28 protein-coding genes and 1 tRNA gene are annotated in these 22115 nt (G+C 61.0%); 13 read left to right on the forward strand and 16 right to left on the reverse strand.

Translation table 11 applies throughout. The features are described 5' to 3' along the window. Positions 1–2: 2 nt before the first annotated feature. The 3 genes from pheT to AC1965_RS16685 all read right to left on the reverse strand — a co-directional run bounded on the left by pheT (position 3) and on the right by AC1965_RS16685 (position 4189). Entirely contained in the window at positions 3–2399 is a 2397-nt protein-coding gene (pheT, locus tag AC1965_RS16675; RefSeq protein WP_483884950.1) for a phenylalanine--tRNA ligase subunit beta, read from the reverse strand. A 75-nt stretch (positions 2400–2474) separates the two neighbouring features. Next, on the reverse strand, positions 2475–3548 hold the full coding sequence (gene pheS, locus AC1965_RS16680; protein ID WP_483887072.1) for a phenylalanine--tRNA ligase subunit alpha: 1074 nt from the start codon (positions 3546–3548) through the stop codon (positions 2475–2477). Positions 3549–3604: 56 nt separating this feature from the next. Next, the gene (locus AC1965_RS16685; protein ID WP_483884951.1) at positions 3605–4189 is read right to left on the reverse strand and encodes a TetR/AcrR family transcriptional regulator; all 585 of its coding nucleotides are present in this window, start codon (positions 4187–4189) and stop codon (positions 3605–3607) included. Between the two features lie 105 nt (positions 4190–4294). Between AC1965_RS16685 and AC1965_RS16690 the strand changes: the two genes are divergently transcribed. From AC1965_RS16690 to AC1965_RS16700, 3 genes are all read left to right on the forward strand, one after another. After that, positions 4295–4882, forward strand: coding sequence for an NAD(P)H-dependent oxidoreductase (locus tag AC1965_RS16690; RefSeq protein ID WP_483884952.1), 588 nt, complete (start codon positions 4295–4297; stop codon positions 4880–4882). An 80-nt stretch (positions 4883–4962) separates the two neighbouring features. Further along, positions 4963–5628, forward strand: coding sequence for a hypothetical protein (locus tag AC1965_RS16695; protein ID WP_483884953.1), 666 nt, complete (start codon positions 4963–4965; stop codon positions 5626–5628). Further along, positions 5625–6314, forward strand: coding sequence for a hypothetical protein (locus AC1965_RS16700; protein ID WP_483884954.1), 690 nt, complete (start codon positions 5625–5627; stop codon positions 6312–6314). Before AC1965_RS16695 ends, AC1965_RS16700 begins: the two co-directional genes overlap by 4 nt. 84 nt (positions 6315–6398) lie before the next feature. Here the strand turns inward: AC1965_RS16700 and rplT are convergent, their stop codons facing one another. The 4 genes from rplT to pyk all read right to left on the reverse strand — a co-directional run bounded on the left by rplT (position 6399) and on the right by pyk (position 8847). Continuing rightward, entirely contained in the window at positions 6399–6764 is a 366-nt protein-coding gene (gene rplT, locus AC1965_RS16705) for a 50S ribosomal protein L20 (protein ID WP_483884955.1), read from the reverse strand. A 15-nt stretch (positions 6765–6779) separates the two neighbouring features. Further along, on the reverse strand, positions 6780–6980 hold the full coding sequence (gene rpmI / locus AC1965_RS16710; protein ID WP_483884956.1) for a 50S ribosomal protein L35: 201 nt from the start codon (positions 6978–6980) through the stop codon (positions 6780–6782). A gap of 166 nt (positions 6981–7146) precedes the next feature. After that, positions 7147–7377, reverse strand: a complete 231-nt coding sequence (locus AC1965_RS16715; protein WP_483884957.1) for a hypothetical protein — start codon at positions 7375–7377, stop codon at positions 7147–7149. Between the two features lie 24 nt (positions 7378–7401). Then, on the reverse strand, positions 7402–8847 hold the full coding sequence (gene pyk, locus AC1965_RS16720; protein ID WP_483884958.1) for a pyruvate kinase: 1446 nt from the start codon (positions 8845–8847) through the stop codon (positions 7402–7404). A gap of 153 nt (positions 8848–9000) precedes the next feature. Between pyk and AC1965_RS16725 the strand changes: the two genes are divergently transcribed. After that, positions 9001–9312: a DUF1244 domain-containing protein gene (locus tag AC1965_RS16725; RefSeq protein WP_483884959.1), complete on the forward strand. Its 312-nt coding sequence runs from the start codon at positions 9001–9003 to the stop codon at positions 9310–9312. A gap of 133 nt (positions 9313–9445) precedes the next feature. Here AC1965_RS16725 and AC1965_RS16730 read toward each other — a convergent pair whose 3' ends face one another. Next, positions 9446–9901: a MaoC family dehydratase gene (locus AC1965_RS16730; protein WP_483884960.1), complete on the reverse strand. Its 456-nt coding sequence runs from the start codon at positions 9899–9901 to the stop codon at positions 9446–9448. A 121-nt stretch (positions 9902–10022) separates the two neighbouring features. Between AC1965_RS16730 and AC1965_RS16735 the strand changes: the two genes are divergently transcribed. Next, positions 10023–10466, forward strand: coding sequence for a DMT family transporter (locus AC1965_RS16735; protein WP_483884961.1), 444 nt, complete (start codon positions 10023–10025; stop codon positions 10464–10466). Here AC1965_RS16735 and AC1965_RS16740 read toward each other — a convergent pair. The 3 genes from AC1965_RS16740 to dgcN all read right to left on the reverse strand — a co-directional run bounded on the left by AC1965_RS16740 (position 10463) and on the right by dgcN (position 13362). Then, the gene (locus tag AC1965_RS16740) at positions 10463–11323 is read right to left on the reverse strand and encodes a D-amino-acid transaminase (protein ID WP_483884962.1); all 861 of its coding nucleotides are present in this window, start codon (positions 11321–11323) and stop codon (positions 10463–10465) included. The genes AC1965_RS16735 and AC1965_RS16740 overlap by 4 nt on opposite strands. A 3-nt stretch (positions 11324–11326) precedes the next feature. Next, complete coding sequence (gene dgcA / locus AC1965_RS16745; protein ID WP_483884963.1) at positions 11327–12292, reverse strand: N-acetyl-D-Glu racemase DgcA; 966 nt, start codon at positions 12290–12292, stop codon at positions 11327–11329. A gap of 68 nt (positions 12293–12360) precedes the next feature. Next, positions 12361–13362 carry an N-acetyltransferase DgcN gene (gene dgcN, locus AC1965_RS16750; RefSeq protein WP_483884964.1) on the reverse strand — a complete coding sequence of 334 codons (1002 nt, stop codon included), beginning with the start codon at positions 13360–13362 and terminating at the stop codon, positions 12361–12363. A gap of 247 nt (positions 13363–13609) precedes the next feature. On the opposite strand from dgcN, the gene AC1965_RS16755 reads away from it, so the two are divergent. Further along, positions 13610–14569, forward strand: coding sequence for an L-malyl-CoA/beta-methylmalyl-CoA lyase (locus AC1965_RS16755; protein ID WP_483884965.1), 960 nt, complete (start codon positions 13610–13612; stop codon positions 14567–14569). A gap of 81 nt (positions 14570–14650) precedes the next feature. On the opposite strand, the gene AC1965_RS16760 is transcribed toward AC1965_RS16755, so the two are convergent. Continuing rightward, positions 14651–15103, reverse strand: coding sequence for an Lrp/AsnC family transcriptional regulator (locus AC1965_RS16760; RefSeq protein WP_483884966.1), 453 nt, complete (start codon positions 15101–15103; stop codon positions 14651–14653). Between the two features lie 72 nt (positions 15104–15175). On the opposite strand from AC1965_RS16760, the gene AC1965_RS16765 reads away from it, so the two are divergent. Then, positions 15176–15769 (forward strand): LysE family translocator, encoded by a 594-nt coding sequence (locus AC1965_RS16765; RefSeq protein ID WP_483884967.1) that lies wholly within the window; start codon positions 15176–15178, stop codon positions 15767–15769. Here AC1965_RS16765 and AC1965_RS16770 read toward each other — a convergent pair. Next, the gene (locus AC1965_RS16770) at positions 15766–16206 is read right to left on the reverse strand and encodes a hypothetical protein (RefSeq protein ID WP_483884968.1); all 441 of its coding nucleotides are present in this window, start codon (positions 16204–16206) and stop codon (positions 15766–15768) included. The genes AC1965_RS16765 and AC1965_RS16770 overlap by 4 nt on opposite strands. Before the next feature lie 100 nt (positions 16207–16306). Between AC1965_RS16770 and AC1965_RS16775 the strand changes: the two genes are divergently transcribed. Next, entirely contained in the window at positions 16307–17269 is a 963-nt protein-coding gene (locus AC1965_RS16775) for an acetyl-CoA carboxylase carboxyltransferase subunit alpha (RefSeq protein ID WP_483884969.1), read from the forward strand. A 3-nt stretch (positions 17270–17272) separates the two neighbouring features. Here AC1965_RS16775 and AC1965_RS16780 read toward each other — a convergent pair whose 3' ends face one another. Further along, positions 17273–17719 carry an N-acetyltransferase family protein gene (locus AC1965_RS16780; RefSeq protein ID WP_483884970.1) on the reverse strand — a complete coding sequence of 149 codons (447 nt, stop codon included), beginning with the start codon at positions 17717–17719 and terminating at the stop codon, positions 17273–17275. Positions 17720–18021: 302 nt separating this feature from the next. Here AC1965_RS16780 and AC1965_RS16785 point away from each other — a divergent pair, with 302 nt between their 5' ends. After that, positions 18022–18327, forward strand: coding sequence for a hypothetical protein (locus AC1965_RS16785; RefSeq protein WP_483884971.1), 306 nt, complete (start codon positions 18022–18024; stop codon positions 18325–18327). A gap of 55 nt (positions 18328–18382) precedes the next feature. Here the strand turns inward: AC1965_RS16785 and AC1965_RS16790 are convergent, their stop codons facing one another. Then, complete coding sequence (locus AC1965_RS16790; protein WP_483884972.1) at positions 18383–19033, reverse strand: GntR family transcriptional regulator; 651 nt, start codon at positions 19031–19033, stop codon at positions 18383–18385. 125 nt (positions 19034–19158) lie between these two features. On the opposite strand from AC1965_RS16790, the gene AC1965_RS16795 reads away from it, so the two are divergent. After that, a complete protein-coding gene (locus AC1965_RS16795) occupies positions 19159–19452 on the forward strand; it encodes a Dabb family protein (RefSeq protein WP_483884973.1) in 294 nt (97 codons plus the stop codon). 9 nt (positions 19453–19461) lie between these two features. Beyond that, positions 19462–20583, forward strand: coding sequence for an aminodeoxychorismate synthase component I (locus tag AC1965_RS16800; RefSeq protein ID WP_483884974.1), 1122 nt, complete (start codon positions 19462–19464; stop codon positions 20581–20583). Positions 20584–20784: 201 nt separating this feature from the next. Here AC1965_RS16800 and AC1965_RS16805 read toward each other — a convergent pair whose 3' ends face one another. Further along, positions 20785–21471 carry a M48 family metallopeptidase gene (locus AC1965_RS16805; protein WP_483884975.1) on the reverse strand — a complete coding sequence of 229 codons (687 nt, stop codon included), beginning with the start codon at positions 21469–21471 and terminating at the stop codon, positions 20785–20787. Positions 21472–21582: 111 nt separating this feature from the next. On the opposite strand from AC1965_RS16805, the gene AC1965_RS16810 reads away from it, so the two are divergent. After that, positions 21583–21909, forward strand: coding sequence for a TIGR02300 family protein (locus AC1965_RS16810; RefSeq protein ID WP_483884976.1), 327 nt, complete (start codon positions 21583–21585; stop codon positions 21907–21909). Between the two features lie 91 nt (positions 21910–22000). After that, positions 22001–22076: transfer RNA gene (locus AC1965_RS16815), tRNA-Ala, on the forward strand. Positions 22077–22115 lie beyond the last annotated feature (39 nt).

A 22115-nucleotide genomic window follows, 5' to 3' on the forward strand; every position in this document is an offset into this window, starting at 1 on the left:
GTTCAGCCGCGCAGCACGCCGCCCGTGGCCTTGGCGACTTTCTCGATCACTTTGACGCCCACGGCTTCGATGTCGGCATCTTTCAATGTCGCCTCGCGGGGCTGCATCCGCACGGTGATGGCGAGGGATTTCTTGCCCTCCCCAAGGCTGCCGCCGATGAATTCGTCGAACACGCGCACATCCTCGATCAGCGCCTTGTCGGCCCCCATCGCGGCATTGACCAGCGTCAACGCATCAACATCCGTGTTCACCACAAAGGCAAAGTCACGCTCCACCGCCTGCAAGTCGCTGATCTGCAAGGCCGGGCGCGTGGCCCCTGTCTTGCGCGGCAACGGCACCTCGTCGGGCCATAGGGTAAAGGCCATTGCCGGGCCTTTGACGTCCAGCGCGGCCAGCACCTTGGGATGCACCTCACCGTAGACGCCCAGCACCTTTTTCGGGCCTAGGCAGATCATGCCATGACGTCCCGGATGCCACCACTCGGACGCGCCGCGCAATATCTGCACCTTGGCGGGTGCGCCCATTGCGGCCAGTACCGCCTCGGCGTCGGCTTTTACGTCAAACAGATCGACAGCGCGCGCCGCCCCATGCACATCCTTGGGTCCGGTACGGCCAACCAGCAGGCCGGTGACCAGCATATGCTCTTCACCTGGCTCGCCTCCTGAAAAGGCCGGGCCGACCTCGAACAGGGCCATATCGGCAATGCCGCGCGCCTGATTGCGCGCTGCCGCCTGCAACAGACCGGGCAACAGCGCCGGGCGCATATGGCTCATGTCGCTGGAGATCGGGTTTTCCAGGCGAGTCGCATCGGTGCCACCGCCGAACAGCGCGGCACTGGCCTGATCAATAAAGCTGTAGCTGACACATTCGTTGTACCCCAGCGCCGCCGTGGTGCGCCGTGCGGCCACCACCCGGCGCTGCTTGGGCGACAACACAGGGCGCGGCACGCCGGGGGTCAGCCGTGGCAGGGGGCGGCCTTCGAGCTTGGTCAGCGACGCAATGCGCGCCACTTCTTCGACCAGATCGGCCTCGCCCTGAACGTCGGGACGCCAGCTGGGCACATGCGCCATGTTCCCTTCCAATCGGAACCCCAGCGCCGTCAGCGTCTGGCGCTGGTCGCTTTCGGGGATCGTCATCCCGACCAGTGATTGCACCCGCGCGGCGTCCAGCTTGTAGGCGCGCGCAGTGTTGGGCACTTTGCCCGCCACGACCACCTCGGACGCTTCGCCGCCGGCGTGATCCAGGATCATCCGGGTGGCATGTTCGATGCCGTAGGCTGTCCATTCAGGGTCGACGCCGCGCTCAAAGCGATAGCGCGCGTCCGAATTGATTTTCAGCGCGCGGCCCGCATAGGCAATCTGCACCGGGTCCCAATAGGCGCTTTCGACAAAGACGTTGACCGTGTCTTCGGTCACGCCTGTCGCCTCGCCGCCCATGATGCCCGCAATGCTTTCAGCGCCGTTGTCGTCCGAAATCACCATTTGGCCGGGCTGGAGGCTGTAGGTCTTGTCGTCCAGCGCCACGATCTGTTCGCCACCTTTGGCGCGGTGAACACGCAGGTTGCCGGCCACCTTGTCGGCGTCAAAGACGTGCAGCGGACGGTTGCGGTCGTAGGTGAAAAAGTTGGTCACATCGACCAAGAACGAGATTGGGCGCAACCCGATGGCGCGCAGGCAATCTTGCAACCAAGCGGGGCTGGGGCCGTTTTTCACACCGCGAATGACGCGGCCGTAAAACACCGGGCAGCCGTCCAATGTATCGTCGTCGATGCTGACGCTGATCGGGCAGGCAAACGCGCCTTCGACCGCCGCCGTGTCGCGGGGTTTAAGCGTGCCAAGCCCCCGCGCCGCCAGATCACGCGCAATGCCGCGCACGCCCAGCGCATCGGGGCGGTTGGGGGTGATGGCAATCTCGATCACCGGGTCGACCTTGGCCGGATCATTTTCCGCCAGCCAGTCGATGAAACGATCCCCTACCTTGCCCGAGGGCAGTTCGATGATGCCGTCGTGTTCCTCGCTCAGCTCCATCTCGCGCTCGGATGCCATCATGCCGAAACTTTCGACGCCACGGATTTTGCCCACACCGATGGTGGTGTCGATCCCCGGCACGTAAACGCCCGGTTTGGCGACTACAACGGTGATGCCTGCGCGGGCATTGGGCGCGCCGCAGATGATCTGCATCACGCCTTCGTCGGTGTCGACCTGACAAACGTTCAGCCGATCCGCATCGGGATGTTTTTCTGCCGATTTGACATAACCGAGGGTGAAATCAGCCAGCTTTGCCGCCGGGTTTTCAACGCCTTCGACTTCAAGGCCAAGGTCGGTCAGGGCATAGGTGATCTCATCAATCGACGCCGTGGTGTCGAGATGGTCTTTGAGCCAGGAGAGAGTGAATTTCATTTTTCATTTCCGTCCGTAGGGTGGGTCTTTGACCCACCGTGTCTGTATTTGGCAGATGCGCCGCGCAGGGCTGTCTTAGCGCGACAAGCCCCCATGCAAATTCGGCTGATCCAAACTCGCGAACCCATAATGCCGCAGCCAGCGCAGGTCTGAATCAAAGAACGCGCGCAAATCCGGCACGCCGTATTTCAGCATCGCAATCCGGTCGATGCCCATGCCGAATGCAAAGCCCTGCCATTCGTTCGGGTCGATCCCGCCTGCCGCCAGCACCTTGGGATGCACCATGCCGGACCCCAACACCTCTAGCCAGCCGTCGCCCTCGCCGATGCGCAACTGGCCGTCGACCCATGAACACTGGATGTCGACCTCAGCCGAAGGTTCAGTGAAGGGGAAGTGCGAGGCGCGGAAACGGGTTTTGATGCCGTCGATTTCGAAAAACGCGGCAAAGAATTCTTCCAGCACCCACTTGAGGTTCGCCATCGAGATGTCCTTGTCGATGGCCAGCCCCTCGACCTGATGGAACATCGGCGTGTGCGTCTGATCGTAATCGGCGCGGTAGACGCCACCGGGGCAGATGATGCGCAGGGGCGCGCCTTCGGCCTCCATCGTGCGGATCTGCACGGGGGACGTGTGGGTGCGCAATACGTGGGGCGGGCGGTCGTCGCCTTCCGCGCGGGCCATGTAAAATGTGTCCATCTCGGCGCGGGCCGGGTGATGGCCGGGGATGTTGAGCGCGTCGAAGTTGTACCAATCGGTGTCGATGCGCGGACCTTCGGCCACGGAAAAACCCATCTCGGCAAAGATTGCGGTCAGTTCTTCGGTGACTTGGCTGACGGGGTGAATGGTGCCTTGGCGCTGGTTACGCGTGGGCAGCGTCACGTCGAGCCATTCGCTGCGCAGACGCTCATCGAGCGCCGCATCGCCCAGCGCTGCCTTTTTCGCGGCCAGCGCTGAATTGATCTCGTCCTTGAGCGCGTTCAGCGCGGGGCCGGCGACCTGGCGTTCTTCGGGGGTCATCTTGCCCAGTTCGCGCATTTTCAGCGCGACCTCGCCCTTTTTACCCACGGCGGTCAGCCGGATATCTTCCAGTGCGGCCTCGTCGCCGGCATTGGCAATCTGGGTCAGGTATTTCTGCTTGAGATCGTCCATCATCGTCGTCCTTCACATGTCGAAGACGTGCTAGCAGACTGACGGCTGAATACAAGTCATGCAGGGGCGCCGGGCAGGAGCCACGCCTGTAAATAGGGCCGCAGGCGGTGTTCCAACTGCACCTCATTGTGCAGCGCGCAAAAATGCAGCGCCATGGCTTGGATGGCAAAGGCCTGCACCCCTTCCGCCAGAATCGCGGGCAGCACATCACGGCGAAACGGGCCATTGGCCAGCCATGCCGCCAAGACCTGCCCCTGACGCATACAGGTGGTGGCAATGACGCCAATGTCCTCGGCCAGCGCGGCACCGGAATGGCGCAGAAACACGTCGAACACGTAGCGTTCCACGGTCATAAACTGCATCAGCGGCATCAGCGCTGTGACAATTTCATCAATGTTTTTCGGCGCTGGCAGGGTTTCGATTGTGTCGAGGTGGCGATTGATCTGCGCGCCGATCAGCTGCTCCATCAGCGCATCCTTATCGTGGAAATGGGCGAAGAACGTGCCTTTGGCCACGCCCGCGCCCGCCACCACGTCTTCAACGCGCAGCCCATGGTAGCCATGTTCAGCCACCAGCGCCGTCGCCGTCGCCACCAGCCGGGCTCGGGTTTCCAAGGTGCGTTTTTGTACAGGCTGTTTCATGGCCCATATTTGCCACGCTTCTTGACCATGGTCAAATTTAGTTATTGACCGTGGTCAATTTTGCAATTACCGAATAATGACCACGGTCAATTATTAGGAAGCACCATGCCCAAACGTATCTACATTTTAAACGGCCACCCGGCTGACACATCGCTAAACCACGCCTTGGCCGAACGCTATGCCACGGCGGCGCGGGCGGCAGGGTACGAGGTGCGTCTGACCCATATCGCAAAGATGGATTTTGACGTGGATTATGGACGTGCGGGATACAGCAACCCAAAGCCGCTGGAGCCGGTCCTGGAAACCATGCTGGCCGACATCGAATGGGCGCAGCACTTTGTACTGACGACACCAATGTGGTGGGGCAGCATGCCTGCCAAGTTGAAGGGCGCAATCGACCGCGCATTCCTGCCGGGGCGCACCTTTGACAGTCGGGTGCCGAAGGGCACGATGCCCAAACCCATGCTGACGGGACGTTCTGCGCGGGTGATTATCACCTCGGATTCGCCGAAATGGTTTCTGGCCCTGATGTACCGCAACGCGATGATTCACCAAATACGCGGCCAGATACTGCGGTTCGTCGGGATCAAGCCTGCGCGGCTGACCTATTTTGCGACCGCCAGCAAACCCGAAGCCGGGCAGGTTGACGGCTGGCTGGCGAATGTGGAAGCATTGGGCAAGGCTGGGGCGTAGAGATACCCATACCGCGTCCAGATGTCGCCGCGTGAATCTGCGATTTGGCTGGCACTCTAGGTTTGGACGGTGGTGATGTTATGCGTTTTGGCTTTTATACCTGCCTGTTTGGCCTCGGGGCGATGGCGGCCCCCGGTCTGGCCAATGAAATCTCCGGTCAACTGTATATCAGGAATGTCGTGGCACAGCAGGCGCAGGCGCCGCTGGGGGTGAATTGCCCTGATGGGATGGTGTATCGGACCATCCAGATTGAAACTGCCATCACAGAACTGTCGATTGCCGCGGCGTTCATGCAGTTGCCCAAAAAGGCCATTGTCATTCGGCGCGCAGGAAAGCGCGCTGATGGGGTGGTGCAACCTGTCCGCCGCCCGCCCGCCGAAAAACCGGCAAACTGGGTCGGGGCCCAGCCGAAAGAGGTCGACGTCGTGTTCAATGTCGATCTAAGGGTTTGCGAGGCGATGGGTTTTGTGGAGCTGGCGGACGGCCGTCTGACGGTGACCGGAACGGTGGGGTTCTACCGTCTGGCCTTTGACAGGTCGCTGCACGGCGGACCGCAGGACGACATATCAATTGACTGGCAACGCCGGGCAACGGATCGCAAGGTCGGCGACGTGATGGGCCAGCTTGGCCTCTGGATAGAAGGTGTGCCGATCAAGATGATACACGAAGATGGGACGTCGGAGATCAAAGCGCAGCTCAAGATGGAAGTCCGGGCCGAGGTTCTGGATGGTGGTGTTGGCCGATGACCGCCAGACAGCGCATGGCCGTGTCATATGCGGCGCTGCTGGCTTGCGGCCTGACCCCGGCGGTGGGTCTCGCCGAAACCGCTGTCCGCTTTGTCCAAAGCGAGCCGATTTTGGTCAGCGCGACGCCCGCGTCCGATGCTGGATGGCGCGCGCCCTGCCCGGACGGGTTGACGCCCCACAGCTTGCCGCTGTCTCTAGACCTCGCGCAGCACGGCTCGATCCAGATGCCGGTAGAACTGCGCGCCGCGCAGGGGCAACGTGGTGCGCCGCGCGCCAGTCAACCTGTCGCCCCACCCCCCAACTATCTGCTGGGCAAAGCCGACACCGATCCGCCGCTGCGCGTTGAAGGCGAGGTCATGGCCTGTGGGTTCCGTCGGCAACTGATGCTTGTCGGTGGGGTGCTGCGTGTCACTGGCACGATTGGGGCCTGGTCTGTCACGGAGGGTGCTCAGGCCGAGTATAGCGCCGAAATCTGGACCGGACAGGCTGAGCAATCTTTTCGTGCGCGGCTGTCGGGCAAGCCAAAGCACACGTATTATACGAACAACATAGACCAGACTGCAATCTGGGGCGGGCAGAAGGTTCAGTTTGTGGTCGTGCAGCCCAAAATCCACAATGACACAGGCGCGGCGCAGCTACCGGGTGACATTTTGATCGAGATGTATCTGCTGGTTGCAGGAAAATAGCAGCCAAGGAACAGCGCCCGTACACACAAACAAAAAGGCCCCCGCATCGCTGCGAGGGCCTTTTGAATTCGTATCTGGCGCGGGTTACGCGGCCAGCGCGTCCTGTGCCTGCTTCACGATCGCGCCAAAGGCGTCGGGCTCGTGTACGGCCAGGTCGGCCAGAACCTTACGGTCCACTTCGATGCCAGCCAGCGACAGACCGTTGATAAAGCGGCTGTATGTCAGCGCTTCGTCGTGGCTGCGCACGGCAGCGTTGATCCGCTGGATCCACAATGCGCGGAAGTTCCGCTTGCGGTTCTTACGGTCACGTGTGGCGTATTGGTTGGCCTTGTCGACCGCCTGTGTGGCGACCTTAAAGACATTGGAACGACGACCATAATAGCCTTTGGCGGCTTTGATGATCTTCTTGTGGCGGGCGTGGGTGACTGTACCACCTTTTACTCGGGACATATCAGCTCTCCTCTATCAGCGGTCGTAGGGCATAAAGCCCTTGATGATCTTTGCATCGGGTTCAGACAATGCTGTCGTCCCGCGTGCGTTACGGATGAATTTGTTGCTCCGCTTGATCATGCCATGCTGTTTGCCAGCCTGACCGCCGATGACCTTGCCGGTCGCCGAGATCTTAAAGCGCTTCTTAGCACTCGATTTCGTCTTCATCTTGGGCATTTCCGTCTCCATCTTTTGAGTTCGGTAAACGCGCGACTCGGCATGCCACTTTGGCCGGACGCACGGACTAAGATGCGCCGTATAGGCGGGGATGCTGAGGGATGCAAGGGGTTTCGCCGCCCCTGCCCGGCGCAACACTTGGCCCCACCACGGGCCCAGGCGCCGGTCAGGGCAAGAGTTTTGCAGTGACCCTGACAAAGACATCCGGCAGTTCCGACATCGCATAGCCGCCAGGATGCGATTTGATCGCATAGAGCACCAGACCGCCCGCAATGAGGATCGTTAGCGCCGAGGCCCTCGGCGCGCGCCTGTCGCTGATGGCAGAGAGAACGGAAGGCACCGACAGAATTGCCAGAACGATACCCAAAACCAGTGCCAGATCTGCGTCCATGTCCATGTCCCTCCGCGCTATGGGCTAAGCCTACTCTGGATCTGACGAATAAATCAAACGTTCGTCGCAGGGCGCCACGCGCAGGATATTGGTGCTGCCCGGTACGTTGAACGGCACACCGGCGGTGACGACGATGTGGTCCGTCGCCTCGGCGTAGCCTTCCGAGCGGGCCGCCTTGGCCGCGCTGACCACGGCCAGCTTGAACCGGTCGTGCGGGTCGGTCAGCACACAATTGGTCCCCCAGGTCAGGGACAAGCGGCGCGCGGTGTTTTTCAGCGGGGTCAGGGCGATGATCGGCACGCGGGGCCGTTCGCGGGCGGTCAACAAGGCGGTGGTGCCGGACTGGGTAAAACAGCAAATCGCCTTGATGTCCGTTGTCTCGGCAATCTCGCGCGCGGCGGCGACGATGCCATCGGCAACAGTCATCCGGTCGGCGGTGCGCGACGCTTCGATAATCTGGGTATAGGTCGGGTCCAGTTCGACCTCGGTGGCGACGTTGTTCATCGTGGTTACGGCCTCGATCGGGTAATCACCCGCCGCAGATTCCGCGCTGAGCATGACGGCATCCGCGCCCTCATAAATCGCGGTTGCCACGTCAGACACTTCGGCGCGGGTGGGCATCGGGCTTTCGATCATGCTTTCCAACATCTGGGTTGCAACGATCACCGGCTTGGCAGCGGCGCGGCATTTGCGCACCAGACGTTTCTGGATTGGGGGCACGTTCTGCACTGGCAGTTCAACACCCAGATCGCCCCGCGCCACCATGATGCCATCGCTGACCGCAAGGATTTCGTCAAACCGTGCCACCGCGTTCGGCTTTTCGATCTTGGACAAAACTGCCGCGCGGCCCTTGACCAATGCGCGGGCCTCTTCCACGTCGGCGGGGCGCTGGACAAAGGACAGGGCCAGCCAATCGACGCCAAGCTCGCAGACAAATTCCAGATCGGCGCGGTCCTTGTCGCTGAGTGCGGCGAGCGGCAGTTCGACATCCGGCACGTTCACGCCCTTGCGGTTCGAGATGATCCCACCGGTCACCACGTCGCAGTCCGCAAAATCGGGACCGCAGTCGCGCACCTTGAGACGGATTTTGCCATCGTTCACCAGCAAGGTTGAGCCCACTTCTAGTGCTGCAAAAATTTCGGGGTGCGGCAGGCAGACGCGCGCCGCCGTGCCCTCGGCCTCGTCCAGGTCAAGGCGAAACGATCCGCCTGCGTCCAACTGTTCGCTGTCACCGGCAAAAACGCCCACACGCAGCTTGGGCCCCTGCAGATCGGCAAGGATACCGATGGCGCCGCCGGTCTCTTCTTCGATCTGGCGGATGATCTGGTGCTTTTGGCGGATTTCGTCATGGCTGCCGTGGCTCATGTTGAGCCGGAACACATCGGCGCCCGCCTTGTGTAACGCCGCAATCATCTCGTAGGTGTCGGATGCCGGGCCAAGGGTGGCCACGATCTTTACATTGCGCGAGCGTTTCATATCTATTCCTTCGTATCGGTGCCGAACAGCGGTGATGTTAACGGTAACATCGGTTCCCTAGCGGAAGTATCGGCCCTATTGCTGCCTGTCAAAGGTTTCATCAGAATGACGCGTCATGCCTGTCGCGTCCAGAGTCACAGATCGGAGTTTTCCATGCCCAGCCAACAAGAGATTGAACTGCAAGCCGCCGCCTTTCGCCGTTTGCAGCAGCACCTGATGCAAGACCGCACGGATGTGCAAAACATCGACCTCATGAACCTCGCCGGGTTCTGCCGCAACTGCCTGTCGCGCTGGTATCAAGAGGCCGCTCAGGAACGCGGCATCGAGATGGGCAAGGAAGAGGCCCGCGAGTTGTTTTACGGCATGTCCATGGCCGACTGGAAAGCCAATCACCAGATAGAGGCCGGGGACAGTCAAAAAGAAGCATTCAAGAAGGCCTTTGAAGAGAATGTCGGCAAGGGCTGAAATGCGTCATCCGGCCCGGCACAGGCCCTGCCGGATGCACAGCTAAAAACGATTGACCGTTACTGCCCGCTTTGAGCAATAATTGCAGCGGATGACATCCCCCAACATTACCAACGCTGACGTTGGCCCCTGGTCAGAGCAGGTACAGCACCAGCCAGTCGGCGCTGAGTGCCGGGCGGGCCTCGCCCTCAATCTCGACAGTGGCCTGAAAACGGGTCATCAGATTGCCCCGCCCGCGCGTCTGCGCCTCGGCCAGCACGAAACGCCCCCTGACCCGCGCACCCGAACGTACCGGCGTGATAAAACGCACCTTGTCGAAGCCATAATTCACCGACGCGCCCTGCCCCGCCATCGCGGGCAGCGCGCCATAGGCCATGCCCGACATCATCGACAGCGTCAGCATGCCATGCGCAACGGTGCCGCCAAAGTCGGTCTCTGCGGCGCGGATCGGGTCGACGTGGATGAACTGATGGTCCTCGGTGACATCGGCAAAAGCATCAATGCGGGCCTGATCCATGACAAACCATGGCGATACGCCCATTTCCCGCCCCACAGCCGCGATCATCGCATCTTTGGTGATTGTCGTCATGTGATCCCGCCTGATTGCTTGCGCGCAGACTAACCATCCGCCGCGCCGAAAAACAGCCTGTTCATCCGGGTGGGTTTGGTCAGAATGACGGCACCCCGACCTGCATGAATGGATAACACCAATGAACACCCCCCTGCTGCCGCTGATTATCGTGGCGCTCGCCGGCTGCGCCGTGGCGTTGCAGACACCGATCAACGCTGCACTGGGGCGTGGCATTGGCAGTGGGGTGGCCGCTGCGGCGGTGTCATTTGGTGTAGGATTATTGGTGCTGATGGCCGTGCTGCTGGTGCTGGGACAAAGCGGCAGCCTGCTGGCCATTACCCATGTGCGCCCGGTGCTGCTGCTGGGCGGGGTGCTGGGCGCGTTTTACGTCTGGTCGGTGCTCTGGGCGATCCCGACATTGGGGGCGCTGACCACGATTTCTGCGCTGATCCTTGGTCAACTGGCCGCAGCTCTCGTTATTGATGCCACGGGGCTGATGGGCCTTGCCGTCCAGGCCGTCACCCCCACCCGCATCGCTGCTGCGGCATTGGTGGGGGCGGGGCTTGTCTTGTCGCGGTATTAGATCGCGGTCTTGCGCATCTCGCCGATATATATCTCGCGCAGACGCGGGGCCAGTTTACCCGGCGTGCCATCCCCGATTGTCGCGCCGTCGATTTCGACCACAGGCGTGACAAAAGCGCTGGCCGACGTGACAAATGCCTCATCCGCCTGCATGGCCTCTTCGATGGTAAAGTTACGCTCTTCCACCTGCATCTGCGCCTGACGCGCCAGTTCCAGAACGGCGGCGCGGGTGATGCCGTGCAGGATGTCGCTGGATAGGGCGCGGGTGATGATTTTGCCATCCTTGACGATATAGGCGTTATTGGACGTACCTTCTGTGACAAAGCCATCCTCGACCATCCAGGCATCCTCGACACCGGCCTTCTTGGCCATCATCTTGCCCATCGACGGGTAGAGCAGTTGCACCGTCTTGATGTCACGGCGGCCCCAGCGGATGTCGTCAATGCTGATCACGCGAATGCCGGTTTGTGCGGCGGGGCTGTTCGAGAGGCCGGGCTTGGACTGGGTGAACAACACAAGTGTCGGCTGGGTTGTCTCTGGGTCGGGAAATGCGAAATCGCGATCCCCGTCAGAGCCGCGCGTGACCTGTAGATAAATCAACCCTTCTTCGATCTCGTTAAGCCGTACCAATTCGCGGTGAATTTCCAACAGCTCGGCGTCGGTCACCGGCGCACGCATGTCGAGCTCGCGCATGGACCGGCCCAACCGTTCGATATGACCCTCAAAGGCGATCAGCTTACCATCCAGCACGCTTGTGACCTCATAGACCCCATCCGCCATCAGGAAACCCCGATCAAAGATCGACACTTTCGCCTGATCCTCAGGCAGATATTCGCCGTTCACATAGACTGTCCGCATGTCTTATCCCCATAGTGCGGCGACGGGCGGGTGCACGCCTTTGCCGTCAAATTTCAACGCATGATCGCGGTCTTCGGCCAATAACAGCGGGCCGTCAAGATCAACCACCCGCGCGCCCTGTGCCACAAGCGTGGCAGGCGCCATGGCAAGTGATGAGCCGACCATACAGCCGACCATCACATCGAAACCCTGTGCGCGGGCCGCATCCCGCAGCGCCAGCGCCTCGGTCAGCCCACCGGTCTTGTCTAGCTTGATGTTCACCACATCATATTTACCCTTTAGCCCGGCCAGACTGCCACGGTCATGACAGCTTTCGTCGGCACAGACAGGCACGGGGCGGGCCATTCCCAAAAGGGCGTCATCCTCGCCCGCGGGCAACGGCTGCTCTACCAGCGCCACGCCAAGGCGCAGCAGATGCGGCGCGAGATCGGCATAGACCTGCGCCGACCAACCTTCGTTGGCGTCGATGATGATCATTGAATCGGGTGCGCCTGCGCGTACGGCCTCAAGGCGCGGCATGTCGTCCGGCGTGCCCAGCTTGATCTTGAGCAACGGGCGCGCCGCATGTTTGGCCGCCTGTGCGCGCATCGCTTCGGGCGTGTCGAGCGACAGCGTGTAGGCCGTGATCTCGGGCCCCGGCACGGCAAGACCGGCCAGTTCCCAGACCCGCTTGCCCGACTGTTTCGCCTCCAGATCCCACAGGGCACAATCCACAGCATTGCGCGCGGCGCCGGCGGGCAACAGATCGTACAGGTCGGTGCGGGTAAACGCGTCTGGCAGGCCTTTGATCTGCGCGGTAACACTTTCCAGCGTTTCGCTATAGCGCGCATAGGGCACACATTCGCCCCAACCCGTGATGCCGGCGTCATTGATCTGCACGGTCAACACTTGCGCCTCGGTCCGCGACCCACGGCTGATCGTGAAAACCTGTGCCAGCCTGAATACGTCCCGGCCTACTTCAATGCGCATGGCGCCTCCTTTACTTCGCAAAACAAACCTCGCGCCGGGGTCTCCGGCGGGGGCCGCATGGTCTGCCGTCAGATGTCAGCCAGCGCATCGGCCAGACGCGCGGCACCCTGACGGAACGGGTCGACCGCAGGCAGGCCCAACCGCGCCTCGACCTCGGCCAGATACGCATCCGCCGCGTCCGGTGTCATGTGGTGGGTGTTCACCGATATGCCCACCACCTTGCACGCCGGGTTGGCCACATGTGCCAGTGTCAGCGCCATGTCACGCACAGCCTCCATGCTGGGAAGCGTATAGCCCGGCAATCCACGCATGTGGGTGCGGGTCGGTTCATGGCACAGGATCAGCGCATCGGGCTGGCCGCCGTGGATCAGCGCCATCGTTACGCCGGAATATGACACATGGAACAGGCTGCCCTGCCCTTCGATGATATCCCAATGATCAGCATCGTTATCGGGTGTTAGGTATTCCACAGCGCCTGCCATGAAATCTGCGATTACCGCATCCAACGGCACGCCGGACCCGGTGATCAGGATGCCCGTCTGTCCGGTAGCGCGGAAGGTGCTTTTCATGCCCTTTTCGCGCATCGCCACGTCCAACGCCAAGGCGGTATACATCTTACCTACCGAACAGTCTGTGCCTACGGCCAACACGCGTTTGCCGGTTCGTTTGGTACCATCGGCAATCGGGTAGGCCACATTCGGCACGCGTACGTCGTGCAGGGTGCCCCCACTGACCTGACTGGCCGCGACCAGATCACCTTCGTCGCGCAGCAGGTTGTGCAAACCAGAGGCCAAATCGAACCCCAGGTGCAGCGCTTCGATCAGCACCTCTTTCCACGCGGCGCTGATCTTGCCGCCGCGGTTGGCGACGCCAATCACCAAAGTGCGCGCGCCGGCTGCGCGGGCATCGGCCAGTGACATGTCCTTCAGCCCCACATCCGCCATGCAACCCGGCATGCGGAACTGGCCCACGGCGTTTTCAGGGCGCCAGTCCTTGATGCCCTGCGCTACTTTGGCGGTAAGTTGATCGGGCGCATCGCCCAGAAACAGCAGATATGGGGTTTCGATCATGGGTGGGCCTCCGGTGAAACAATCATCGGCAGTTTGGGCGCAGGAATACGCAAATACATCTCATTATCGACGTCGTTCGCATATTTCGCGCCGCCATCAGAGGCCCTATGCCGCAAAACGCGCAAAATTATTGCGCCAAGGCGCGGATATAAATGCTGCACCTGCAAAATGCCCCTTGCAGACAATCGCGCAATTTAATACCAGATAGGCCGACAAATCTGAAACATAATTACGCACAGGTGCCTTCATGAGCTTTCGCATCCAGCCCGCCGCCCCGGCCCGCCCAAACCGTTGCCAGTTGTTTGGTCCCGGCTCGCGCCCCGCAATCTTTGAAAAGATGGCGGCCTCGGATGCGGATGTGATCAACCTTGACCTCGAAGACAGCGTCGCCCCGTCGGATAAAGACAGCGCGCGCGCCAATATCATCGCGGCGATTTCCGAGGTCGACTGGGGCAACAAGACACTGTCGGTGCGGATCAATGGACTTGATACGCCATATTGGTATCGCGACGTGGTGGAACTGCTGGAACAGGGTGGCGACCGGTTGGATCAGATCATGATACCAAAGGTGGGCTGCGCCGCCGATGTATATGCCGTTGACGCCCTGGTGACGGCGATCGAGACGGCCAAGGGGCACAAGAAACGCATCTCGTTCGAGGTGATCATCGAATCGGCGGCCGGTATCGCCCATGTCGAAGAAATTGCAGCCTCCTCGCCCCGGTTGCAGGCGATGAGCCTCGGTGCTGCAGATTTTGCCGCCTCAATGGGGATGCAGACCACGGGGATCGGCGGGACGCAGGAAAATTATTACATGATGCGCGACGGCCAAAAACACTGGTCCGATCCGTGGCACTGGGCCCAAGCCGCAATTGTTGCAGCCTGTCGCACCCATGGGGTTCTGCCTGTCGACGGGCCATTTGGGGACTTTTCAGACGACGAAGGGTTCCGCGCGCAGGCGTGGCGGTCGGCAACATTGGGCATGGTTGGCAAATGGGCAATTCACCCCAAGCAGGTGGCCCTGTGCAACGAGGTGTTCACCCCGTCAGAAGCGGCTGTCGCCGAAGCGCGCGAGATTCTGGCGGCGATGGAAGCGGCCAAGGCCAAGGGCGAAGGCGCCACGGTTTACAAGGGTCGGCTGGTGGACATCGCCAGTATCAAGCAAGCCGAAGTGGTGGTGCGCCAGTCCGAGATGATCGGCGGCGCGTGATCTGTGACCAATATGCGGGGCGTGGAGTGGGGGCTTGCCCCCCCACTCCGCGCTGCGTTTATCTGGCAAAATGAAGCGGGGTCAGGCGCGTTCATCCTTGGACGAGGCGATGACAACATATGAGGTGATGCCGCTGACCTGCGGCAATGCCCCTAGAAGATCGGTGTGAAACGCCTTGTAATCACGCAGATCGGCACATTCGACACGCAGCATATATTCGATGTTGCCAGTGGTGTTGTGGCACTCGCGCACGACATCGGCCTGCATCATCGCGCGCTCAAAGGCTTCTTGGCTTTTCTTGGAGTGGTTGTTCAGACTGACCCCCACGATTGCGACAAAGCCAGCGCCGAGGGCCGTGCGATCAAGCACGGCACGGTAGCCGGTGATGATACCTGCCCGCTCCAACTCTTGCACCCGGCGCAGGCAGGCGGAGGGCGACAGGCCCACGCGGGCGGCCAGTTCGATATTGGTCAGCCGTCCGTTGCGGGTAAGTTCGCGCAATATACTGTCTGAAATCTGATCTATCTTGGCCATAGGTTGCACAAATATCGGAAATCCGCCGTAACTTGCAATATATTGCGCATCAGAACGTGGCATATATTGTGCATGTTGCTAGAATCTCTCCCTGCGCTTGCGCTGTTTGCCTTTGTCAGTTCGGTCACACCGGGGCCGAACAACCTGATGCTGATGGCGTCGGGCGCCAATTTCGGCTTGCGGCGCACGGTCCCGCATATGCTGGGTATCTCAATCGGCTTTGCCCTGTTGATGGTGCTGCTTGGCATCGGGCTGGTGCAGGTCTTTGACCGTTTCCCGCTGATTTACACCGTGCTGAAAGCGGCGAGCGTTGTCTATCTCCTTTTCCTGGCATGGAAGATCGTCAATGCCGCGCCGATCCGGCATGGCATCGGCAAAGGGCAGCCGATGACTTTTGTGCAGGCGGCGGCGTTTCAGTGGGTCAATCCCAAGGCCTGGGCGATGGCACTGACGGCGATCACCGTCTACATCACGGACGCGTCGACGGGGATGTTGGTCCTGGCGGCCTGCGTGTTTTCAACTGTTAATCTCCCGTCGGTCACGCTTTGGGCGGTGATGGGGCAGCAGATGGCGCGGGTTCTGACCAATCCGGCGCGGCTGCGGTGGTTCAACTGGACCATGGCGGTGCTGCTGGTTGCGTCGCTCTATCCAGTGTTGTTGGTTTAGTAATCGCGCAGCGCAATTTGGCCCAAGCCACACCGCTCACGGCAATCGGTGGCATCACGGCCCTGATCCTCGATCAGCAGCACATGGTCTGCGCCGGGGCCATCGAAACGGTAGTCATCGCATTGCCCATCGTGCGACCATTCGTTGGAGTCATCACCAAAATCAATCGCCGCGCATTCGGTGGCCGCCTGTGCCTTGGCAAAATCCCAAACGGTCAGCCGCGCGGCCTCGACTCCGTTGCGGCAATCGGTGGCGTCATGGCCGACGTCGTCGCGGTCCAGCCCTTTGGCCATCCCGGCGCCGCGAAAACGGCGGTCGTCGCATCTGCCGTCCCGCGCCCATTGGCTGGCGTCATCGCCAAAGTTGATCGATTGCGCCGATGTCAGGCTGGGCATGGCCAAAGCCAAAAGCAGCGACATCATCATATTTTTATGCATACGTTTCTCCACTGAATCCCAACAGGCTATCCCTCAATGCTCCGCGTTGCAAACCGTGCGAAGGGAGGTCATATATCAAGGCAACAAGCCGGAGTAAGCAATGACCCAATATCTGGATTTCGAAAAACCGCTCGCCGAGATCGAAGGCAAGGCGGAGGAATTGCGCGCGCTGGCGCGAGCCAATGACGGAATGGATGTTACCGCAGAAGCCAAGGCGCTGGACACCAAGGCCGCGGCGCTGCTGGACGATCTATATGATTCGTTGACGCCCTGGCGGAAGTGTCAGGTCGCCCGGCACCCCGAACGCCCCCATTGCAAAGACTACATCGAAGCCTTGTTCACCGAATTCACCCCGCTCGCCGGGGATCGCAACTTTGCCGATGATCTGGCGGTGATGGGCGGGTTGGCGCGATTCAACGATACGCCGGTAATGGTGATCGGCCACGAAAAGGGCAACGATACCAAATCGCGGATCGAGCGGAATTTTGGCATGGCGCGGCCTGAGGGCTATCGCAAGGCGGTGCGGCTGATGGAACTGGCGGGCAAGTTTAACCTGCCGGTGATCACCATCGTCGACACCCCCGGCGCATACCCCGGCAAGGGGGCCGAAGAGCGCGGCCAATCAGAGGCGATTGCGCGCTCGACTGAGAAATGTTTGCAGATCGGCGTGCCTTTGATCAGCGTGATCGTCGGCGAAGGCGGATCGGGCGGGGCTGTGGCCTTTGCCACCGCGAACCGGGTCGCGATGTTGGAACATTCGGTCTATTCGGTGATCACGCCCGAAGGCTGTGCATCCATCCTATGGAAAGATTCCGAAAAGATGCGCGAAGCTGCCGAGCAGATGCGTCTGACGGCTGACGACCTCAAGAATCTGGCGGTGATCGACCAGATCATTCCCGAGCCCAAGGGCGGCGCACACCGAGACGCCAAGACCACGATCAAGGCCGTGGGCAAGGCACTGGAAGGGATGCTGCGGGAGCTTGATGGTATGGACGCCAAGGCGCTGATCAGAGACCGCCGCACCAAGTACCTTGAGATCGGGCGCAAGGGGCTGGCGGCCTAAACGCTACGCCAATTTGATCCTAAAGCGGGGACCGGGAGCGATCTGGCTGAAGCCGGCGTGCTGGTAGAAAGCCTGCGCGCGCCTGTTGTCAGGGTCGGTGCCCACGGTGATATATCTGCAATCGGATGCCTTGGCGCAGGTAATTGCGCCTTGAAGCAATGCCTTACCCACCCCCTGCCCGCGCGATGTGTCGCAGACAAAAAGGTGGTGCACGTCCATGGCCCGCACGCCGAAGTGCAATTGCACCAGCGGGCAGAGCGCGGCGTAACCCCGCAGCCCGCGCACCCCTTCGGCAACCAGCAGCGTGGCCCATGGCGCGGGGCCAAGCGTGTCACGTTTGAGTGCATCAAGCGTCAGTGTGGCGGCATCGCCGTGAAAGGCGGCCAAGGCATGGGCCATGTCGAGCACCTGGCGCAAGTCGTGTTCTGTGGCGGATCTGATGTGGGTCATGGTGGTCTCTCTGGGGGGCCACAGGGAGACATGAAAAAAGCCGCGCTGTGGCGGCTTTGGGAATAGGAAAAACGGCCGCGTTTAGGATGTGCGGCGGTAATACTGCTGTGCTGTAATCATGCGGTTTTCCATGTGAGCAGATAGCCGTCAAACGACTGATGTGTCAACGCCACATCACCGACGTTGTGAAGGGTTGTGAATTGAAAACGTCCCTGATCGGCACGATATTTAGAGCAGAGGGCGTCAGCGACCACCTCTCGGCCCCTAGGCGCCTTTCGGTTCAGATCGGAAAGGAGCCTGTCATGTACAAACGTATCCTCACATCCGCCCTGCTATTTGGGATGGCCTGTACCGGGCCACCGGCTTGGGCGCTAAGCTGCGCACCGCGCGAGGCGCTGGTGGCGCGGCTGACCTCAGACTATGCTGAAACACTGACGGCGAGGGGCCTACAGAACGGCACGGCCCTGATTGAGGTCTGGACCTCGGCAGAGCGGGGCAGCTTCACCATCTTACTGACGCGCCCGGACGGGATCAGTTGCGTGATGTCGACCGGAACGCACTGGATGATGGAAGACGCCATTGCCGCCAGCGATGGGGTTGCAGGATGATACCAAGCAGTAGGGGCCAGAGAGTGCACAGTGCGCCCGGGCCAGGGTGGCACTCCTAGCTGGCCAGCATCCGCAAGCCCTGTGTCACATCCGAGCGCACGGCAAGGCGCAGGCCCGGTTCGTCCCCGGCACGCAGGGCGGCGATGATCAGACGGTGGAAATGCGGCGGCTCTGTCCGGCGCAGACGACCATAAAGCGCGCGCATCGTCGGCCCCAGTTGCAACCAGACGGTTTCTGCCATCGCCAGCATCGCGGGGGCCTGCGCACGCAGGTAGAGGGTGCGGTGAAATTCCAGATTGGTGCGAATATAACTCACGGCATCGCGGTGGGCCACGGCCTCGGCGACGCCGACATTAATGGTCTGCAACCGTTCAATCAGCGCCATATGGGCACGCGGCAAAGCGCGCGATGCCAGTTCGACCTCGATCAGCGCGCGCAGGGCGGCCAGTTCCTCGATCCGTTCGTTGCTCAGTTCCGGGGTCGAGATACGGCCAGAGGCGGACATGGTCAGCGCGCCCTCGGCCGCCAATCGGCGCACGGCCTCGCGCGCGGGGGTCATCGACACCTCGTATTCGCGGCCAATGCCACGCAGGGTCAATGCATGGCCCGGCGGCAGGTCGCCGTGCATGATGCGGCTGCGCAGGTGGCGGTAGACGCGGTCATGTGCGAGCGACGTGGCGTCGGCGGTGCGGGGGTTCAAGATCATGATCTGGTTGTGATCACAAACCTGCCACCCGTCAAGCGCGGGATTTTGCCGCTTTGCGGCATTGGGCCATTGTTTGACGCCGCCCGGCGCAGTATCGCGGGGCGAAACAAAAAACAGGTGCCCGTTTGACCCAAAGATCCTTTATCCGCCATGTCGTCTTTTTCTCGGCCAAAGACCCCAAGAATATTCCGACCATTATCGCAGGGCTGTCGAAACTTGGCGATATTCCACATTCGAGCAGCTTTGAAGTTTGCGAGAACAGCCGGGTCGATGCCCTGTCTGGCGAAGTGGATGTGATCGTTTATGCCGAGTTCCCCGATGCGGCGGCGCTGGCCGCCTACAAAGCGCATCCGATTTACCAGCAGTCGATCGACATCGTGCGCCCGCTGCGCGACCTGCGTATGCCTGCAGATTTCTAAGGCGCGGATTTGACGCCTCATTGCGTATTGTTCGACGAGGGGCCGCTGCGCGGCGGCACAGGGTTTCTCGCGCCCCGCCGGATCATTAGGGCCGACACGCCCGCAGCGGTGCCGGGGGCCTTTGCCGCGCTCCAAGCGGCGCAGGCGGCGGGCCATTGGTGTGCCGGGTTTGCAAGCTATGAATTGGGGTATCTGGGGTCGGGCAAGCTGCGCGATCTTCTGCCCGCACGGCGTGGCGTACCGTTGATGCATTTTGGTGTATTTGATACCCCCATAGCCCATGTGTTTGACGACAGCGGTGCAGAGGCGAATTTATCGGGGCTGACGCCGGATTGGGATTTTGAACAGTACCGCTTGGCCTTTGATCGGGTGCAGGGCTTCATCACGGCGGGGGATATTTATCAGGCCAATCTCACCTTTGGGTTAAGCGGGCGCTATACAGGCAGTCCGGCCGCTCTTTATGCGCGGTTGCGGGCCCGTCAAGCGGTGCGCCACGGGGCCTTTGTTGATCTGGGGGGGCCGGTGTTGTTGTCGCGCTCGCCGGAGTTGTTTTTTGCGCTAGATGCGCAGGGAGCCATCACCGCCCAACCGATGAAAGGCACGGCAGGCCGTGGCGCGGATGCGGCAGAGGATGTGGCGCTGCGCGATGGGTTGCGGGCGTCCGAGAAAAACATGGCCGAGAACCTGATGATTGTCGATTTGCTGCGCAATGACATCAGCCGGATTGCGCAGGTTGGATCGGTGCAGGTGCCCGCGCTGTTTGAGATCGAGAGTTATGAGACGCTGCATCAGATGACATCGCGGATTACGGCGCAGTTGGTGCCGGGTTGTGGGATTGCGCAGGTTTTTGATGCGCTGTTTCCCTGCGGGTCAATCACCGGTGCGCCGAAAATCCGGGCGATGCAGATATTACGCGCGTTGGAGTGTGGGGCGCGGGATGCCTATTGCGGGGCGATTGGCTGGATCGCGCCGGATGGGGCGATGCAGTTCAACGTCGCGATTCGCACGCTGGTTTGCCACGCAGATGAGCGGGTGCGGCTGAATGTCGGCGGGGGCGTGGTGCATGACAGCACGGCGGCGGATGAATATGCCGAGGCCTTGCTGAAAGCGCGGTTTGCGGTTTTGGAGTGAGGGTGATGAGGGCCAGCATCTGCCCGTGGGGTGGGGATTGGAACTTCAATCCATGTTACTTTATTTCTCATCGTTAGAGTGATCCATCAGAATTGTGCCCAGTCTCACTATATCGCCTCCCCGTGGGGCGGGCAGGCGATGGCCCGGCGCCTGCGGCTTGAATCCGGGCCGGTGGCAGTATTGGCGTTGAGAAGAGGGCGATCAGAACCGATAGCGGTGCAGGTCGCTGCCGTTGTCGCGCAGCCATTGGCGGGGGGCTTGGTAATCGCCGTAGATACGCGTGACCTCGGCCCAGAAGGCGGGCGAGTGGTTCATCTGTGCCAAATGCGCGACTTCGTGGGCGGCGACGTAATCAAGCACCTCGGGCGGGGTCATAATCAGGCGCCATGAAAACATCAGCCCGCCGTCGCTGGTACATGACCCCCAGCGCGATCGGGTGTCGCGCAGGGTCAGCCTTGTGTAGGGCAGGCCCAGCAGGGCGGCATAGTCGTCACAGGCCCCTGCCAGCCGGTCCCGGGCCACTTCGCGCAGATAGGCGGCAAGGCGTTTGCCGATGCGATCGGGCGGGCCGGGTACGGCGATGCTTTGGGTGCCGATTTGCACGCGCCGCCCCTGCCCCGGCGTGACGCGCAGCATCTGGCCGCCGATGGGCAGTTCCACCCCCAGCCCCACGTCTACGTCCACACCACGCGCGGCGAGATGTTTGCGAATCCAGTCTTGTTTGGTTTCGGCAAAGTCCAGCGCCTCGCGTTCGTGCAGGCGTTTGGGCATGGTTAATGTCACGCGGCCATCAAGCTGCGAAATGCGCAAGGAAATGCGCCGCGCACGGGCAGAACGGCGCAGGATCAGGGGGATCGGCGGGTTGCCGGGCAGAACGGGGTCTTTCATTACCGGGGCAACGTCCCTACATAATGGCCAAAGCCTTTGACAGTGCCCCCCTCATATGGCACTTGGCCGGAATCATCTACACGCAACAGCAATTTCACAAAGGGGTGTTTCATGCCCAATGAAGAATGGGGAACCAAGCGCCTGTGCCCCACAACGGGCAAGCGCTTCTATGACCTGAACAAGAATCCGATCATCAGCCCCTATTCCGGCGAGGTTGTCGAAGTTGACAATTCCAAGTCGCGGATGATCGCGGCAGACGCCGAAGACGCCGTCACAGCCAAGGCCAAAAAGACCGATACGGACGAAGACGAAGTATTGGTGGATGACGACGACGTTGATGTGGATCTCGACGACGATATCCTGGACGATGACGATGACGATGACGACACTGTGCCGCTGGACGACATCGCGGATGTGACGACAAACGACGACGATTAAATTCTATGGGGGCGGGGTGGATTTTCCGCTTGATCCCGCCCCCACTTGCGCCTATTCAGCGGCGCACGACCCGGATCGTAAAGATCCATATGGGGCCTTAGCTCAGCTGGGAGAGCGCCTGCATGGCATGCAGGAGGTCAGCGGTTCGATCCCGCTAGGCTCCACCAAACACTTCGCTATGCGAAGTGTGAAGGCACGGCAGTCGC

It is taken from the genome of Sulfitobacter sp. KMM 9851 (genome assembly GCF_057178245.1).

Excerpts from the sequence above, each read along its gene's own strand:
- pheS (WP_483887072.1), bottom strand. The coding sequence starts at position 3,548 with ATGGACGATCTCAAGCAGAAATACCTGACCCAGATTGCCAATGCCGGC.
- dgcN (WP_483884964.1), bottom strand. The coding sequence starts at position 13,362 with ATGATCGAAACCCCATATCTGCTGTTTCTGGGCGATGCGCCCGATCAA.
- AC1965_RS16740 (WP_483884962.1), bottom strand. The coding sequence starts at position 11,323 with ATGCGGACAGTCTATGTGAACGGCGAATATCTGCCTGAGGATCAGGCG.
- AC1965_RS16730 (WP_483884960.1), bottom strand. The coding sequence starts at position 9,901 with ATGACGACAATCACCAAAGATGCGATGATCGCGGCTGTGGGGCGGGAA.
- AC1965_RS16685 (WP_483884951.1), bottom strand. The coding sequence starts at position 4,189 with ATGAAACAGCCTGTACAAAAACGCACCTTGGAAACCCGAGCCCGGCTG.
- AC1965_RS16805 (WP_483884975.1), bottom strand. The coding sequence starts at position 21,471 with ATGAAAGACCCCGTTCTGCCCGGCAACCCGCCGATCCCCCTGATCCTG.
- rpmI (WP_483884956.1), bottom strand. The coding sequence starts at position 6,980 with ATGCCCAAGATGAAGACGAAATCGAGTGCTAAGAAGCGCTTTAAGATC.
- AC1965_RS16700 (WP_483884954.1), top strand. The coding sequence starts at position 5,625 with ATGACCGCCAGACAGCGCATGGCCGTGTCATATGCGGCGCTGCTGGCT.
- AC1965_RS16755 (WP_483884965.1), top strand. The coding sequence starts at position 13,610 with ATGAGCTTTCGCATCCAGCCCGCCGCCCCGGCCCGCCCAAACCGTTGC.
- pyk (WP_483884958.1), bottom strand. The coding sequence starts at position 8,847 with ATGAAACGCTCGCGCAATGTAAAGATCGTGGCCACCCTTGGCCCGGCA.
- dgcA (WP_483884963.1), bottom strand. The coding sequence starts at position 12,292 with ATGCGCATTGAAGTAGGCCGGGACGTATTCAGGCTGGCACAGGTTTTC.
- AC1965_RS16765 (WP_483884967.1), top strand. The coding sequence starts at position 15,176 with ATGTTGCTAGAATCTCTCCCTGCGCTTGCGCTGTTTGCCTTTGTCAGT.
- AC1965_RS16810 (WP_483884976.1), top strand. The coding sequence starts at position 21,583 with ATGCCCAATGAAGAATGGGGAACCAAGCGCCTGTGCCCCACAACGGGC.
- AC1965_RS16695 (WP_483884953.1), top strand. The coding sequence starts at position 4,963 with ATGCGTTTTGGCTTTTATACCTGCCTGTTTGGCCTCGGGGCGATGGCG.
- AC1965_RS16760 (WP_483884966.1), bottom strand. The coding sequence starts at position 15,103 with ATGGCCAAGATAGATCAGATTTCAGACAGTATATTGCGCGAACTTACC.
- AC1965_RS16775 (WP_483884969.1), top strand. The coding sequence starts at position 16,307 with ATGACCCAATATCTGGATTTCGAAAAACCGCTCGCCGAGATCGAAGGC.
- AC1965_RS16725 (WP_483884959.1), top strand. The coding sequence starts at position 9,001 with ATGCCCAGCCAACAAGAGATTGAACTGCAAGCCGCCGCCTTTCGCCGT.
- AC1965_RS16790 (WP_483884972.1), bottom strand. The coding sequence starts at position 19,033 with ATGATCTTGAACCCCCGCACCGCCGACGCCACGTCGCTCGCACATGAC.
- AC1965_RS16715 (WP_483884957.1), bottom strand. The coding sequence starts at position 7,377 with ATGGACATGGACGCAGATCTGGCACTGGTTTTGGGTATCGTTCTGGCA.
- AC1965_RS16770 (WP_483884968.1), bottom strand. The coding sequence starts at position 16,206 with ATGCATAAAAATATGATGATGTCGCTGCTTTTGGCTTTGGCCATGCCC.
- AC1965_RS16780 (WP_483884970.1), bottom strand. The coding sequence starts at position 17,719 with ATGACCCACATCAGATCCGCCACAGAACACGACTTGCGCCAGGTGCTC.
- AC1965_RS16785 (WP_483884971.1), top strand. The coding sequence starts at position 18,022 with ATGTACAAACGTATCCTCACATCCGCCCTGCTATTTGGGATGGCCTGT.
- AC1965_RS16690 (WP_483884952.1), top strand. The coding sequence starts at position 4,295 with ATGCCCAAACGTATCTACATTTTAAACGGCCACCCGGCTGACACATCG.
- rplT (WP_483884955.1), bottom strand. The coding sequence starts at position 6,764 with ATGTCCCGAGTAAAAGGTGGTACAGTCACCCACGCCCGCCACAAGAAG.
- AC1965_RS16735 (WP_483884961.1), top strand. The coding sequence starts at position 10,023 with ATGAACACCCCCCTGCTGCCGCTGATTATCGTGGCGCTCGCCGGCTGC.
- pheT (WP_483884950.1), bottom strand. The coding sequence starts at position 2,399 with ATGAAATTCACTCTCTCCTGGCTCAAAGACCATCTCGACACCACGGCG.